This window comes from Pontibacter saemangeumensis (assembly GCF_039541895.1).
Taxonomy (GTDB): Bacteria; Bacteroidota; Bacteroidia; order Cytophagales; family Hymenobacteraceae; genus Pontibacter; species Pontibacter saemangeumensis.
Map to the genome: position 1 here is coordinate 34,084 of NZ_BAABHC010000014.1, position 15,484 is coordinate 49,567.

Below are 15,484 nucleotides of genomic sequence, written 5' to 3' on the forward strand. Positions count from 1 at the left end.
TAGCTGAAGCGGAAAGCCCCTTTTACACTTTTATATATACCCGCTTTTTATCCATCCAGTACCCGATCAGCCAGAGCAGCAGCATATAGGAGATGGCAAACAGCAGCGAGGCGTTGTTACCGGCCAGCCACGACAGGTACAGGTTATCATATAGCCACCCTCTCAGGCTCGTGTCCCCCACCGGGATCAGGCCCAGCAACTCGATGATGATACCCGACAAGGCATATATAAACAGCGGGTTACGGCCGAACACCTCGAAGAAATAAGTCCAGCCTTTGTAGCCGGCCACCTCAATCACCAGCATCAGCACGGCCAGCACCAGCAGGTCCAGGCCGATGGTGTACACCACATAGGAACTCGTCCAGATCGGCTTGTTGATGGGGAAATAAACATCCCAGACGAGCGCCACCACAATGCAGGCCGCTGCAGCCAAAGCAAGCTTAAACACGGTGCCCCTGTTGTTGCCGTTCCGCTGGATATATAAACCCGCCAGGAAACCGCCGATGACATTCACGATGGCGGGCAGGGTGCTCAGCAGCCCCTCCGGATCAAACGGAATGCCGTAGCCGCCATATAAATTCTCGGCAGGCAGCAGCAGCAGGTCGAACTTCAGGGCCGCGTTGCCTTCCAGGCTGTAGGGGTCGGGCTGGTCTCCGAAGTAATACAACATGGCCCAATAAGAAAGCAGGGCGACGGCGCTGAAAACAATGGCCCCCTTCACCTTTAAGTAGTGGATCACCAGCGCCGCAATACCATAGCACAACGCGATGCGCTGCAACACGCCCATGATCCGGAGACTGGAGAAATCCATCAGCGCCAGCTCCCCGGAATCGGTATAGGAGACGAACGGGAAAGCATTCAGGAAAAGGCCGATCAGGAAGATCAGCGCCGTCCGCGTCAACACCTTTTTCAGGAAAGCCCCCTCCCCCTGCGCATCGAATTTGCGCATGCTGAAACTCATGGCGTTGCCCACCACAAACAGGAAGGTCGGGAAAACGAGGTCGGTGATGGTGAAGCCGTGCCAGGCGGCGTGCCGGAAAGGCGCGTAGATGGTCTGCCAGCTTCCGGGCGTGTTCACCACAATCATCAGGGCAATCGTCATGCCCCGCAGCACGTCCAGCGACAGGTAGCGCTGGCGCGTTGTTTCCTTCAGCAGGCCATCCGGAGAAATAGCCTGCGCAGTAAAGAGTTTATTCATATAGAGGCACAGTTAGCAATCGGTTTATATATACAGTCATTTCACAACGAAGCCAGGGCCTTACTTCCCGCCCACTTTATCTACCTTATCGAAATACTCTTTCTGAAGCTCCAGGGTCTTGGTGTCCGCTTTCACTGCTTTCAGCGCCTTCGTCAGGGCTTCCACTTTGTTATCCGTGATCAGCTTGCCAAACTCTTTCGTGGCTTTGGCCCCCTCGCCGGCGTAATGGTTCGGGTAGCTGGCATACCACCAGATGCCGGTATACAGATCCGGCAGAGACGCCATGCGCTTCAGGTTCTCGCCCGATTCCTGCGTGGCCCGTTCCTGCTTCACCAGGTCGGGGCGCAGGTACAGCAGCGAGGAGGTCTCGTTCTCGCCCGCGTGCTGGTCGCCGGCAGGATCGGATTTGCGCATTTTCTTTGCCTTCTCCGCAAATGCCTGGTCCTGCGCCGGGTCAAAGAAATACACGGCATAGTCGCGGCGCTTCTCCAGCTGCGACTGCACAAAATAGCGCAGCAGCTGCGGGTTGCCGCCATGCCCGTTTACGATCACGATCTTGTTAAAGCCGTTTCGGGCGATTTCCTCCACCGTGGCGTGCAGCAGGTCCCACACCAGCTCGCTTGGCAGGGCAAAGGTGCCCGGTTGCTGCTGGGCCTCATATACCTGGCCGTAGAAGTAGTCGGGGAACACCACGGCGTACTCGTTTTTGGTGGCGCGCGCCGCCCACTCCCGCACATGAATCAGGTCGGAGCCGAGGGGGGCGTGCGGGCCGTGCTTTTCCAGAATCCCGATGGGCAGAATACAGGTACGGTTCGATTTCTCCAGGGCCAACGGCCAGTCGGAGGCGGTTAACTCGTCCCAGCGCGAGGGCAGGTTCTGGGTGTTGGCACCGCCCGCAAGCAGCATCAGGAAGGACAGTATATAGACAAGCTTCATATGAGAACGAATAAAGGATGAAAACTTTTGAGATAGCTTAGTCAATATAACAACATTTAAATTTTCATAACACAGTTTTCTTAAAATTTTATCAAAGTACGGCATAACCTATTCCGAGCGGCTTTTAATTTTACAGGAGATTAAAAACAGGGATCGAAATGGCAGGAAGACGAAGCGCAGCCGTTTTATATATATGGCTGCTTCAGAAATCATATATTCGCAAAGAGCCGATCATGCGATGCGGCCGAATCGCACGTTCAGGAAGGAACAGGAACCTGGCCTGTCCGAAACCAGTACAAACCTGTATGCCACTAAGCTTAAATCATATATAACTTACTTTATGAGACCATACATATTAGCTGAAGCCAACTGGAAGGATATAAAAGAACAGCAGTTTGAAGTAGCCATCCTGCCCTGGGCCGCCACCGAAGCGCATAATTACCACCTGCCTTATGCCACGGATATCATCGAAGCCGACCACATTGCAGCCGAGTCGGCACGGAAGGCCTGGGAGGCCGGTGCGAAAGTGATCGTACTGCCTACCATTCCGTTTGGCGTGAACACCGGCCAAACGGATATCCTGCTGGACATGAACATGAGCCCGAGCACGCAGGCGGCCGTACTGAACGATGTGCTGGAAGTTTTGAACAGGCAGGGAATCCACAAGCTGCTGTTGCTAAACAGCCACGGCGGCAACGACTTTAAGATGATGATCCGGGAGTTGGGGCTGAAGTACCCGAAAATGTTTATCTCGAGCTGTAACTGGTTTCAGGCGATGAACAAGGGTGAATTTTTTGAGCACGCAGGCGACCATGCCGATGAGATGGAGACAAGCCTGATCCTGCACCTGCGCCCCGACCTGGTGCGGCCGCTGGAGGAAGCCGGCGACGGCCACGCCCGGAAACCGAAGATAAAAGCGTTTACGGAAGGCTGGGCCTGGGCCGAGCGGAAATGGTCGCAGGTGACGGAGGACACGGGTGTGGGCAACCCCAAAAAGGCGACGAAGGAAAAAGGCGAGCGCTTTTTTAACGCCGTGACAGACAAAATAAGCACCCTCTTTGTTGACCTGGCCAAGGCAAAACTGGACGACCTGTACGAGTAAAAGGTAAACAGCCAGCTATATATACAGAGCGCCTGCTACACTTCATCGGTAGCAGGCGCTCTGCATATATAGCTGGCTTCAACCGGCTTAAAGCACTTTCAGTATCTCCTCGATCGGCGTTTCCCCGATAAAGGATTTCACCAGGCGCCCCTCCGGCGAGTACACGAACAGGGAAGGCGCCTCTATCGGCCCCACCTGGTTCAGTATCTCATTGATCGAGGTCTGGGCAAAGTACACGTTGCGCTGGTCTGCCAGTTTGTATGTTTCGGCAAACTGGCTCAGCTGCGGTATGCCGGCATCCGACACGAAGTAAATTTTATAGTCTTGGAAGGCTTCTATATGCTCGCGTATCTGGGCGGCTTCGCGCTGACAATGGTCGCAATCCGGCTGAAACAGTACCAGGACAGTACTGCCCTCCAGTTCGTTCACCATCAGTTTAGTGCCATCCAGCGTGGTGAGGGGCAGCATGGGCAGGTCGCTTGACGGCGTTGCTACTGGCGCCCCCGGTGCCGAAGCCACTTCCGGTGCCGAAATCAACTGTTTCGAACTTGACTTGCTGCCCCGGGAGTCCAGGAAAAATATAAGGGCCAGCGCCAATATTATCACTACTATGATTATTATTCCTTTTTTCATATTACCAACATTTCTGCGCTATAGCCTGATTCATATATATAACTGCTGTAACTACCTGGCTCACAACAGCAACGAAGGCACGCTTGTTCCACGTTCCCGCAGTTTGGAGGAGGAAACCCTGATGCTCTTTCTTTGTCTCCCTAATATAAGAAGCAAATTTGTTGAAAATCTGAATTTACCCCATTAATGGGTTTATCTCAGGGACGGAAATCATATTCGCAGCGGGATACGGGCAGCAGAACACCGCCTTTGGCGCTCACCATTTCTGCTGCAGCCCGTTCAGCAGTGCGTCCTGGTAGCGATCTGTATCAAAACAATATAAGTAGGGAGCCTTGTGAGCCCCACCGCTCCGCCGCTCCTCTAACCGCTTCAGAATGCCGTAGCCCAGCATTCTGCGCTGGAAGTTGCGGCGGTCCAGTTGCTTGCCCAGGATGGTTTCGTACAGCCTTTGCAGTTCCGGCATGGTAAACTTCTCCGGCAGCAGGCTGTACCCGACCGGCTGGTCGCTCAGTTGCTTCCGTAATGTCTCCAGTGCTTTCTGCAGAATGTCACCGTGGTCCAGGTTCAGGGGCGGCACCTCCTGCAGGTCCCACCACGCACAGGCCTCCGAAGTGGCATCGGGCCGGGGCACGGCACCCGAAAAATTAACCAGCGCATAATACCCCACGGTGACAAAGCGCTGCAGAAACCAATGATTTTCGTCTGCCTGCAGGCCGGAGGAAACCAACAGCTTTTTGTTCAGTAGTTTGTCGGTGCGCGAAAGTTCGCCAAATGTGTGAAACTGGCGGAGAAAAATGTTGCTGAGGCCGGTGCGCGACTGCAGCACCCGCACGGCGGCATGCTCTACTTCCTCCTCCTTGTATATAAAACCGCCCGGAAGCGCCCACTTTTCCGCATGCCGCATCTTGAGGAGCAAAACCTTCAGTTGGTTATCATGAAAACCGAAGATCACGCAGTCCACTGAAAGGCCGGGGAGGAAAAGCGCTCCCCCGTTTTGTAGTATGCTTCCGGCATTTTCTTCCACAGCCCGCTCTTTTTTTGATTTAAGTAACAAATATACCCCGATGATTCACAAAAGAATAAGAAATTTATCTACATTGTGTTAGAAAGACACATTACAAAACCTTTCATCTTGGCGAGACCACACATGAAAATAAATTATACGAGGCAGCTCCCCCTGGCCCTGTTGCTCACTGCCATGGCCTGCAACAGCAGCCAGCCAACCGGCAGCGCAGACACCCCTGCCACCGCAGCCGCAGCCCCCGCCAATTACCGCGACCTGAACAAGAACGGCCGTCTGGATGTGTATGAAGACAGCACCCGGCCGGTGGAGGAGCGGGTCAGCGACCTGCTGGCACAGATGACGCTCGAGGAGAAAGCCGGCATGATGTTCATCAACGGCACCTTTATCAACGCCGACGGTTCTATCGTGAAGACAGCGGAGACAAAGGGCATGGCCGCGCGCCTGCCGACCGCGGAAGAATCTATCACCGGTAAGCACATGAACCATTTTAATTTATGGGATGCCCCTGCCACCCGCGCCTTGGCCACCGGGTATAACGCCATCCAGAAGGTGGCAGAGAACACGCGCCTGGGCATCCCGGTCACCATTGCCTCCGACCCGCGCAACCACTTCAGCGAGAGCATCTTCTCGATGGCGGCAGACGGTTTCTCGCAGTGGTGCGAGCCGCTGGGCTTGGCCGCCATCGGCGACGAGGAACTGACGCGGCAGTTTGCCGACATCGCCCGGCAGGAGTACATCGCCGTGGGCATGCGGGAGGCGCTGCACCCGCAGGTAGACTTGGCCACCGAGCCCCGCTGGGCGCGCATCGGCGGCACCTTCGGCGAAGACGCCCAACTCACCGCCCGCATGGCGAAGGCCTATATCCTGGGTTTCCAGGGTGAGGAGCTGGGGCCGAACAGCGTGGCCTGCATGACGAAGCATTTTTCAGGAGGCGGCCCGCAGAAAGAAGGCCTCGACCCGCACTTCGAGTTTCAGAAGGGGCAGGTGTACCCCGGCAACAACTTCGATTACCACCTCATCCCGTTTGAGGCGGCCTTCGAGGCCAACACGGCTGCCATCATGCCCTACTATGGCGTGCCGACAGGCCAGACGGAGGAGAACGTGGCCTTCGCATACAACAAAGCCATTATCACGGGCCTGCTGCGCAACAAGTACAAGTTTGATGGCGTGGTGTGCACCGACTGGGGCCTGATAACGGACGTAAACATGGGCACCACCATCTGGCCTGCCCGCGCCTGGGGCGTAGAGAGCCTGAGCGAAGAAGACAGGGTGAAGAAGGTAATCGACGCCGGGGTAGACCAGTTTGGCGGCGAGAGCGTGCCGGAGCTGGTGGTGAAGCTGGTGCAGGACGGCAAGCTTACCGAGGCGCGCCTCGATGAGTCAGTGCGCCGGTTGCTGCGCCAGAAGTTCCAGCTGGGCCTCTTCGACAACCCTTACGTGGAGGTGGAGAAGGCGGTGGAGGTACTGCGCAACCCGGCCTTTAAAGCGGCAGGCGAAGCCTCGCAGCGCCGCGCCATGACGCTGCTGAAAAACGACAACAAGGTGCTGCCGCTGCAGCCGGGCAAGCTGAAGCTCTATGTGAAAAACGTGGACCCGAAAGTGGCCGCCCTCTATGGCACGGTGGTCGAAAACCCGAAAGAGGCCGACATGGCCATTATCCGCCTCAAGGCCCCCTGGTACCCGGTGGAGACCAAGAACCCCTTCGCACGCAGCTTCCACCACGGCGACCTCGATTTTAAGGGCAAGGAAAAAGTGGAGATCCTGCAGCTGCTGAAAACCGTGCCGACCGTCGTGGACATCTACCTGGACCGCCCGGCCGTAATCCCGGAGATCAGCCGGAACGCGAAAAGCTTGCTGGCTGACTTTGGGGCCAGTGATGCCGCCGTGCTGGACGTGATCTTCGGCAAGGCAAAGCCGGAGGGCAACCTGCCGTTCGAGCTGCCGTCGTCTATGGAGGCCGTGCGCAACCAGAAAGAGGACGTACCCTACGACTCCAAAGACCCGCTGTACAAATTTGGCTTCGGGCTGCGATATGAGTAAGTGCCCTAACACCGGCACAACTTACTGTTATATATAAAGGACAAAAATCACTGATCTATGCGTGTGTTAGGAGCAATATGGTTGATCTTTTGGGCTACCTGGGTAGCGGCCCCGCCCCTGGCTACGGCGCAGCAAAAGCCTCCCAAGCCCCGCACCATCGTCACCACCGATGGCGAGGTGGACGATGTGGACTCTTTTATCCGGCTCCTGCTGTACGCCAACGAGTTCGACATAGCAGGTTTGGTGTACAGCAGCTCGCAGTGGCACTACGCCGGGGACGGAAAGGGGACCTTGTTCACCTCCGAGATGCAGAGCACGGCGGAGCGGTACGGCGAGCGCACCGAGCTGCGCTGGCCCGGCACCACCTGGATGCAGCACTACATCAGCCAGTACGGCAAGGTATATGACAACCTCCGGAAGCATGCGCCAGGATATCCCTCGCCCGATTACCTGCAAAGCATCGTGCGGGTAGGAAACATCGAATTCGAGGGCGAGATGGAAAAGGACACCGAAGGGTCGGATTATATCAAGTCTGTCCTGCTGGACGAGAACCCCAGCCCGGTGTACCTGCAGATCTGGGGAGGTACCAACACGGTGGCCCGTGCCCTCAAATCCATTGAGGAGGAGTATAAAAGCACGCCACAGTGGCCGGGGATATATAAAAAAGTGAATGACAAGGCAATCATCTACGCCGTGCTGGACCAGGACGCCACCTACCAGAAGTACATTGCCCCCCACTGGCCGGAGATAAAGGTGCTCTACAACTCCGACCAGTTCTGGAGCTTCGCCTACCTCTGGCCCAGGGTGGTGCCGGTGGAATTGCAACCGTACCTGAGCGGGAAGTGGTTTGCCGAGAACATCAAGTTTAACCACGGCCCCTTGCTCGCGGAGTATTACCTGTGGGGCGACGGCAATCAGATTGCAGGCGACCCGGAACACACGCACGGCGATATGGCGGAAGCGCGGAAATTTGACCGCAGCCAGTACGACTTTATATCGGAGGGCGACTCGCCGGCGTTCTTTTACCTGCTCGACGTGGGGCTGCGGAGCATGGAAGACGCCTCCTACGGCGGCTGGGGCGGGCGCATGGTGCAGTCCGCGGAAAACCCCAACCGCTGGGAAGATGGCAAGCAGGTTACCGACTTTAACCCCCACACGAAAAAAGAGGACACCACTTATCCCCAAACCCGCTGGATAGACGTACTGCAGAACGACTTTGCGGCCCGTGCAGATTGGTGCGTTATGACCTACGAAGAAGCCAACCACCCCCCAGTCGTGAAACTCAACAATGCCAGGGACCTGGTGGCAAAGCCAGGCGGTCAGGTAACCCTCAGCGGCGGGGCCACTGACCCGGATGGCGACGCCCTTGGTTACCGCTGGTGGCAGTATGAGGAGGCCGATACTTACCAAGGAAAAGTAACTATCCGGAACCATGACAGGCGAAAGGCCTCTTTCACGGTGCCCAAAAACGCCGGAAGCGGCGACACGATTCATCTTATACTGGAAGTGACCGACGCTGGAACGCCCCAGTTAACCAGATACCAGCGGGTAATTGTGACAGTTGAATAGGACGTACAATGGCCGCCCTCTCTCCAATGAGCGCCCCAAAAGCTTAAAAATATCATTTCATATCCATTAACTTATTTGAACACAACCGAATGCTGAACAGAAGGAAATTCTTTAAAACTACAGGCGCGCTGGCCTTAGGCAGCCTCCTGCTCCCCGCCTGCGCCGATGGCACCACCTCAAAGGCTGAAACCACGGAAGCGGCTGAAAGCGCGGCCGGCCCGTCGGCTGCCTCACCTGCCACAGACCTGGCCGTTGGCCTGCAACTGTACACCGTGCGGGAGCAGCTGGACCAGGACCTGAAAGGCACGCTGCAGAAAATAGCCGACATCGGCTACAAAGACCTGGAGTCCGCCGCCGGCATGAAAGGCCACTACTACGGCATGAAGCCCCAAGAATTCGCCTCGCTGGTGGAGGGAATGGGCATGAAGCTCCGCAGCAGCCACGTGCTGCTGGGAACGCAGCTGCCCGAGGAGGCGCCCCTGCCGCCTGAGTTCCTGACGCTGACAAACGGGATGCAGCAGCTCGTGGACATGGCCGCGGAATCCGGGCAGGCCTTCCTGACCTGCGCCTATATGTTCCCGAGCGAACACAAAACCCTCGACCAATACAGGCGTGCCATCGAGCTCTTTAACAAGGCCGGCGAAGCGTGCAAAAAGGCGGGCCTGGGATTTGCCTACCACAACCACGATTTTGAGTTCGAGACACTGGAAGGGCAGCGGCCATATGACCTGATCCTGGCGCAGACGGACAAGGACCTGGTTCAGATGGAGCTGGACCTGTACTGGGCCACCAAATCGGGGAACGACCCGGTTGCCCTGTTTGAGAAATACCCCGGCAGGTTCCCGATGTGGCACGTGAAGGATATGGACACCACCGAGAAGAAGTTCTTCACCGAGGTAGGCAACGGCTCTATCGATTTCAAGCGCATCTTCGACAAAGCGGAACTCGCCGGCATGAAGTACTACTTTGTGGAGCAGGACCAGACGCCAGGCAACCCGATGGACAGCATCGCCACCAGCTACCAGAACCTGACCAAAATATTGGGGTAGGCTGAAAGGATGAGGCTGATGTTTTCAACAGTTTATATATAGAGATAGCCCGTTATAATTCGGCCTGCTTTCTATATGGCAACCGCTGAATCTTAATGCCAGTCCCTTTCTGGAGTGGCGGTTTTTTAACACAAGAACACAGCTACACCTCTATACCAAAAAGGCTCCCTGCAAAAACAGGGAGCCTTTTTGGTAGCTGGATTAGAAACGGCTTAATTAACAGTCATACCATCGCCGGTACCGGCATCAAAGTATATCCAGTCCAGCACCATGAAGCGTTTGTCTTTGGCGTCCTTGCTGCGGAATACAAAGAACAGCTCTTGCGTGCCGCCCGGATTCGACTGCACCGGCGCCGACACCGTGCGCAGCTTACTCCAGCCACTGTTATCGGCAGAAGCATGCACGGTGGCAGTGCTCACCAGCTTCCCTGTCGGGGACCCGGCCCGCACCTCGATTGTTCCGGCGTCTGTGCCGGAGGCCAGGTTAAAAGTGAGCTGCTGAATACCCGTTAAGTCTATCCCGCGGAAACTTATGTAGGACCCGTCTTTGATATCGCTCACCACCGAAGGGCCGTCGCCGTGCGGTTGCTGCCTCCCTACATTCCGGAATGAATCAAAATCCTCTGCCTGCACCCTCGGATGGCGCAGCAGTACCACCTCACGCCCCGTCAGCGGCCCGGTCACTTTACTGCCTTTGTCGGTATAGCTAGCGGTGATCACGTAGGTCCCGGACTCGCCTGCGCCCATATGCTCCTTCAGGGCATACGTGCCTGCCAGCGGGAGGCTTGCCTGCTCTCCGTCGGCAAGCGACAGGATATATTTCACCATCTCGGTTGTTTCCTCCTCGGTATGCTGCGGGTGCGCGGCCATCACGTTTTTGCCCCAGTTGCCGCTTCCACCGGAAATGATTTTCCTGGCCAGCATCGGCAAGGCCGCGTTATTTCCTTTGTACCGCACCGCCACTTCTTTGTAGCTCGGCCCGATGGATTTGTCAGCCACGGCATGGCAGGATTTACAGTCGCTTTCCGCGATCAGGGTTTTGCCCCGCAAATACTTCATCGATCCGGCCTCGGCGTTCTGGCTGTTAGAGCTCAACAGGGCAAGGTCTTTTCCTTCGGAAAGGTAATCAACCGCGAAATTCACCTGGTTGGCGGCAATGCCCTTGTTCAACTGCCCGTCTTCCTTATCGGAAACACTCACTTTGTAAGTTACAGCCCTGTTATCGAAGTAAAAGCTTCTGTTGCCGGCAATCGCCACCTTCACTTCCGGAATCTCGTTGCCCACCCTGATCTCCACTTCAGCGGTTGCTTTGTCTCCTTCTTTGTCAGTCACTGTAAGCTTGGGCCTGTAAACGCCCGGCTTGCTGTAAGTGAAAACAGGCGCAGCCTCCGAAGACTCCTCTCCTGCCCCTGACTCCCAGGCAAAAGTCAGCTCGTCTTCTTTGTCATAGTCATAGGATTGCTCCGCCGAAAGTTTTGCTTTGAACGGGGCGGCGCCAACCGTTTTCTCCGCTTCGATCTGGGCAATCGGCTGCCGGTTGCCCTCTGCGTATTCAATGCGCACGAGCGTGGCGTCAGGGTTGCGGGCAAAGTAGTTCGCGCCGTACTGCAGCACATACATAGCCCCGTCACGCCCGAACTTCACATCAATGGGATGCGCAAATTCCTGACTCTCCAGGAATGGCTCGATCTTCTGCAGGTTTCCGTCCTCGTCAAATGTCAGCACCTTCATCCAGTCGCGCGCCCACTCAAAGATGAACATCTTGTTGTCGTAGTACTTCGGGAAACGGTACCGCGACTTTTGGTAGTCGTTGACGTAAAAGAACGGCCCCGCCATGGCTGACCGGGAGCCGGTGCCCAGCATCGGGAACTCCGCTGACTCGCCGTAAGGATACCAGATCATGGCTTTGCGGGCAGCAGGCAACACTCTGGAGCCGTAGTTGTTCGGAGACTCGTTTAAAGGCCGGGCCGGGTTGAACTTCGGCCCCACCTCATTGGTGGCAAAGTTAAAGTCCGCATAGGCCTTGTTGTCCCCCACAAAATACGGCCAGCCGTAGTTGCCCGGACCGCGGGCCTGGTTCCACTCGTCCTGGCTCAGCGGCCCGCGCTCGTTGGCAATGCCGCCATCCGGGCCCACGTCTCCCCAATACACGTAGCCGCGTTTGTCCACGGTCATGCGGTACGGGTTACGGGCACCCATGATATAGATCTCCGGCCTGCCCTGCGAACCGTCCTTTGGAAACAGGTTCCCGTCCGGGATAGCGTACGTACCGTCCGGCTTTAGTTTAATGCGCAGGATCTTGCCGCGCAGGTCATGTGTGTTGCCCGAGGATTTCTGCGCATCGAAGGGCCCGCGGCCCGGACGCTCGTCTATCGGCGTGAACCCGTCTGACTCTTTGGAACTGGTATTGTCACCGGTGGTCAGGTACAGCAAGCCGTCCGGCCCGAAATAGACGTTCCCGGCAGAGTGGCAGCAGGTTTCGCGCTGCACCGGCACCTGCATCACCACCTTCTCTGAGCGCATGATCAGGCTGTCGCCGCCCAGCAGTTTGAAGCGCGAGAGGTTCTGCACCGGCTTATCCCCTACGGGCGAGTAATAAAGGTATATATAGTTGTTGCGGTCAAAGTCCGGGTCAAGCTCCAGGCCAAGCAAACCGTCTTCGTAGTTTCCTTCGGTATTCACCTCCAGTTTGGCCAGCACCTTCGTCGCTTTCTCTTCAGGGTCATATAGCTTCACGCTGCCGAGGCGCTCAATGAACAGCACCCGGCCATCGTTCAGGATCTCCATCTCGATGGGCTCATGCAAATACGTATCCAGCACCACCTGCAGGAAACGGTTGTCTTCCGGCACCTGCGCGGTATAGGCTTTGTCATAGTCGAGCGCATGCCCCTGAAGCGCATATTTTATGCCGCCAAGGATATGCTGCAGGAAGTTCTCGTTATTGTAACTCCCGGCCGTGCCGCCCGCAGCCGTGTAGAAAATGCGCCCACCGTCATATTCCCGGTACCAGGAAACGGGCACTTTCTGCTGCGCCTCCACCAGTACGTGGGCATCTGGCGTCAAAGACTCCATCCTGTAAAGCGCGTCCTGCTGCTTCCAGCTTTTCTGCAGCCCTTCAGTCAGCTCTTTCTCCTCTCCCACCACCTGCATCGTTACATCCGTTTCCGTGAGCAGGCTGTCCGGCTGGTGTATATAGGTTGCGCCCAGCATGGTGTTGTACCAGGGCCACTGGTACTGCGAACTGCCCGGGGCATGCACGCCCACCAGGCCGCCGCCCGCCTGCACGAAGCGCTCTATTTCGTTCTGCTGCCGGGTATTCAGCACATCCTGCGAGGTGTGCAGGAACACGACAGCGCCATAGTGCTTCAGCGAGTCCTCCGCAAAATAAGCGGGGTTAGTGGTTGTGTCTGCGGTTATGTTATTTTTTGAAGCGTAGGCAGCCAGGGCCTTCATCCCTTCCTCCGCCACCTGCTGCCCCGTGTTGCTTTTGGAGAAGATCAGGATGCGATTCTCCTTCTCTCCGGCGCAGCTCCACAGCACTGTGAGCAGGGTACAGTACAGGAGATACCTGAACATTTCTCGAGGGTGTTTCTTTAATGTCATGTGTAGAGCTTATTGAAATTACTGCCCCTAATTTACAAGCTTTAGGCCGCTTAGGCAAACAGAGCACCTGCTGTTTGGTGTTTCAACTTCAGCACGAATAAATGCCGGATCACCTTTTACTGCGCTGCCAGATACAAACCAAACGGCATGAAGTTGTCCGCAGCGGCGGGGCATTCGTCACATGCATACTCCGGGGGGCGGCTGTTGTGCAATACCCTGTTTTTGGTCGTAAGATCAAGTAGTTTAAACCTTCTTCCATATATGGCATTATCCTTTTCAATAAAATGAAAGGGAACGGCATTTTTCCTGTAGTTATAAAAGGAAGTATATAGGTTTGGCAATAATACCATTATCAACCCAATACCGCGCCTGGAATTGTGCTACAGAGCCCACCCCTTCCCCTCCCGGGAGGGAAATCTGCAGACAAGTAAAATGCCATGCGCAGGAACCAGCTGAGATCAATATATACTTTCCTATAGAAGAAGCGACACACCATCTCCGCGAAGCGCCTCGTAGGAGGCGACCGGGATGGCAAAAACAACAAAGCACTGGGTTTTCCCGCGGGGTCAGATGGCCTGCGCGCTGCTGGATGGCGACAGGTTTCCGTGCAGGTCCACGGCCCGGACGGTGAGCTTTTTACCTTTAAGCCTGGCGGCGGCCGGCATCGAAAAGCTCGTAAGCGGGGTAAAGCCGACCTTCTTGCCGTCGAGGTACAGGTTGTAACCGAGCAGGTTCCTGTTGTCCGTCGACTTGCCCCATTGCATCACCAGGTTGTTCCTGTCGGCTTTCACCTTCAGGTTCTTCGGCGTAGAGGGCGCGGCGGCGTCTGGCCTGAGCCGTTGCACCACGTTGGCGAGCGCACGGAACTGGTGGTAAGAGGCTTTCCATATCTGCGCCTTGAGGGCCGTTTTCTGCTTCGGCTCTTTGTCGATGCCGCCCGGGTACCAGTCGCCGTGCTCGTGGTCAATGATGTACTTGTCTATATACTCCCACTGCTTCCGGAACAGGTCGAAATAGCGCAACTCATCCTCCGGGAAGTGGTCTGCCATGAGCAAGAGCGTGTTCAGCCCTTCCGCCTGCGCCCACCAGTTCTTGGTGTCCCGGAGGATGGTGATCCCGTCCTTGCCCTTAAAATAGTACCCGCCGTCATAGAAGCCGCCAACGGCCTTGTCGAAGCCGGTTCGGATGGTGTGGTCGGCCATTTTCTTCGCCACCTGCATCGTTTTGCTGTCGTGCTCCAGCCCCAGCACATGCGAGGCCTCCAGCATCAGGTAGGCCGTTTCAATATCGTGTCCAAAGGAGACTTCGTCGAGGTGGTGGTTCTTCCTGATCACCTCTTCCGAGGAATCCCTGAAAGTGACTGGCTCCCACTCCGGTGTCAGGAACAGGGTCAGGTAGCCTTTGTCGGTTACGATCGTGTCGCGGATCAGGACCAGCATCTCCTCCAGCCGCTCCCGCACCAGCGGGTCGGGCCACACCTGGTACAACTCTGCCAACGCCTCGAGTATATGGATGGAGCTGTTCTGGTCTTTGTAGCCGACGGACGACCCGGGAGGCGTCTGGCTTGTGCGCTGCATCGGGGTGCCGTCTTTCTCCAGCGCCTGGTAATAGCCTTTGTGCACCGGGTCGTGGCTGTGCTCCTCCAGCCACCTGAATGTCTTCTTGGCAAGGTTCAGGGCGCTTGTGTCGCCGGAGGCCTGGTAGTAGGCGGCCAGGCCATATATGGCAAAGGCGTTTCCGTAGGCCGATTTGGCTGCCCCCGCATAGCCGCTGTTGTTCGCCTCCTCCTTCACCTTCCCCTGCCGGTCAACCAACGTGTAAAAGCCACCGTTCTCTTTGTCCCACATCTTGTCTCTCAGAAAGGCCACCCCGTGTTTGGCACTGCTCAGGTAATGCGATTCCTCCGGGTACAGCTGTGCCGCCTTCGCGTTCGACCATATATGGCGGGCCTGCGTCACGATCATTTTATCCTGCGGGCCTGTGGGTTTCCAGTCGTGGGTATAGGTGCTCGTGAACCCGCCGTGTTGCTTGTCTACGGCCTGCGGATACCATTTATTCAGCATCTCTGTTTTGATGGAGTTCTCTATTTCGGCGGCAAGCCTCGCCCTTGTATCCGTCTGCGCAGGCGTGCCGGTGGTATATGCCGGGGCGGGCTGCGGCTGGAACGCGCTGATGGGCAAAACAGCAGTTGCCAGGAGCAGTAGCAGCGTATTACGTTTTAATCTCATAGGATTTACCAGGTGTGGTGATATATAACTGTTTGATCTGTTTATATATGGGGGTGAACGAGGGCTCCCGTCATCTGTCCTGTTAAGGCGCTGCTATATATAG

At 56.3% G+C, this 15,484-nt stretch carries 10 protein-coding genes; 4 read left to right on the plus strand and 6 right to left on the minus strand.

Features of this window, described 5'->3' with window-relative positions; all coding sequences use genetic code 11:
- Positions 1 to 22: 22 nt before the first annotated feature.
- Positions 23 to 1,198, minus strand: coding sequence for an acyltransferase family protein (locus tag ABD920_RS10805; RefSeq protein ID WP_345158926.1), 1,176 nt, complete (start codon positions 1,196 to 1,198; stop codon positions 23 to 25).
- A gap of 60 nt (positions 1,199 to 1,258) precedes the next feature.
- A complete protein-coding gene (locus ABD920_RS10810; RefSeq protein WP_345158928.1) occupies positions 1,259 to 2,134 on the minus strand; it encodes a creatininase family protein in 876 nt (291 codons plus the stop codon).
- Positions 2,135 to 2,474: 340 nt separating this feature from the next.
- Here ABD920_RS10810 and ABD920_RS10815 point away from each other — a divergent pair, with 340 nt between their 5' ends.
- Positions 2,475 to 3,236, plus strand: a complete 762-nt coding sequence (locus tag ABD920_RS10815) for a creatininase family protein (RefSeq protein WP_345158930.1) — start codon at positions 2,475 to 2,477, stop codon at positions 3,234 to 3,236.
- Between the two features lie 87 nt (positions 3,237 to 3,323).
- Here the strand turns inward: ABD920_RS10815 and ABD920_RS10820 are convergent, their stop codons facing one another.
- Together ABD920_RS10820 and ABD920_RS10825 are read right to left on the minus strand one after the other, a co-directional pair.
- Entirely contained in the window at positions 3,324 to 3,869 is a 546-nt protein-coding gene (locus tag ABD920_RS10820) for a TlpA family protein disulfide reductase (protein WP_345158932.1), read from the minus strand.
- Positions 3,870 to 4,125: 256 nt separating this feature from the next.
- A complete protein-coding gene (locus ABD920_RS10825; protein ID WP_345158933.1) occupies positions 4,126 to 4,893 on the minus strand; it encodes an NUDIX hydrolase in 768 nt (255 codons plus the stop codon).
- A 123-nt stretch (positions 4,894 to 5,016) separates the two neighbouring features.
- Here ABD920_RS10825 and ABD920_RS10830 point away from each other — a divergent pair, with 123 nt between their 5' ends.
- The 3 genes from ABD920_RS10830 to ABD920_RS10840 all read left to right on the plus strand — a co-directional run bounded on the left by ABD920_RS10830 (position 5,017) and on the right by ABD920_RS10840 (position 9,551).
- Entirely contained in the window at positions 5,017 to 6,933 is a 1,917-nt protein-coding gene (locus ABD920_RS10830; RefSeq protein ID WP_345158934.1) for a glycoside hydrolase family 3 protein, read from the plus strand.
- A gap of 57 nt (positions 6,934 to 6,990) precedes the next feature.
- Entirely contained in the window at positions 6,991 to 8,502 is a 1,512-nt protein-coding gene (locus ABD920_RS10835) for a DUF1593 domain-containing protein (RefSeq protein ID WP_345158936.1), read from the plus strand.
- Between the two features lie 89 nt (positions 8,503 to 8,591).
- Complete coding sequence (locus ABD920_RS10840) at positions 8,592 to 9,551, plus strand: sugar phosphate isomerase/epimerase family protein (protein WP_345158937.1); 960 nt, start codon at positions 8,592 to 8,594, stop codon at positions 9,549 to 9,551.
- A gap of 212 nt (positions 9,552 to 9,763) precedes the next feature.
- Here ABD920_RS10840 and ABD920_RS10845 read toward each other — a convergent pair whose 3' ends face one another.
- Together ABD920_RS10845 and ABD920_RS10850 are read right to left on the minus strand one after the other, a co-directional pair.
- The gene (locus ABD920_RS10845) at positions 9,764 to 13,153 is read right to left on the minus strand and encodes a ThuA domain-containing protein (protein WP_345158939.1); all 3,390 of its coding nucleotides are present in this window, start codon (positions 13,151 to 13,153) and stop codon (positions 9,764 to 9,766) included.
- A 566-nt stretch (positions 13,154 to 13,719) separates the two neighbouring features.
- The gene (locus ABD920_RS10850; protein ID WP_345158941.1) at positions 13,720 to 15,381 is read right to left on the minus strand and encodes an AGE family epimerase/isomerase; all 1,662 of its coding nucleotides are present in this window, start codon (positions 15,379 to 15,381) and stop codon (positions 13,720 to 13,722) included.
- Between the last annotated feature and the right edge of the window lie 103 nt (positions 15,382 to 15,484).

What these genes read in the sequence shown, in the direction of transcription:
- ABD920_RS10805 (WP_345158926.1), bottom strand. Translation starts at nt 1,198, where the DNA reads ATGAATAAACTCTTTACTGCGCAGGCTATTTCTCCGGATGGCCTGCTG.
- ABD920_RS10810 (WP_345158928.1), bottom strand. Translation starts at nt 2,134, where the DNA reads ATGAAGCTTGTCTATATACTGTCCTTCCTGATGCTGCTTGCGGGCGGT.
- ABD920_RS10815 (WP_345158930.1), top strand. Translation starts at nt 2,475, where the DNA reads ATGAGACCATACATATTAGCTGAAGCCAACTGGAAGGATATAAAAGAA.
- ABD920_RS10820 (WP_345158932.1), bottom strand. Translation starts at nt 3,869, where the DNA reads ATGAAAAAAGGAATAATAATCATAGTAGTGATAATATTGGCGCTGGCC.
- ABD920_RS10830 (WP_345158934.1), top strand. Translation starts at nt 5,017, where the DNA reads ATGAAAATAAATTATACGAGGCAGCTCCCCCTGGCCCTGTTGCTCACT.
- ABD920_RS10835 (WP_345158936.1), top strand. Translation starts at nt 6,991, where the DNA reads ATGCGTGTGTTAGGAGCAATATGGTTGATCTTTTGGGCTACCTGGGTA.
- ABD920_RS10840 (WP_345158937.1), top strand. Translation starts at nt 8,592, where the DNA reads ATGCTGAACAGAAGGAAATTCTTTAAAACTACAGGCGCGCTGGCCTTA.
- ABD920_RS10845 (WP_345158939.1), bottom strand. Translation starts at nt 13,153, where the DNA reads ATGACATTAAAGAAACACCCTCGAGAAATGTTCAGGTATCTCCTGTAC.
- ABD920_RS10850 (WP_345158941.1), bottom strand. Translation starts at nt 15,381, where the DNA reads ATGAGATTAAAACGTAATACGCTGCTACTGCTCCTGGCAACTGCTGTT.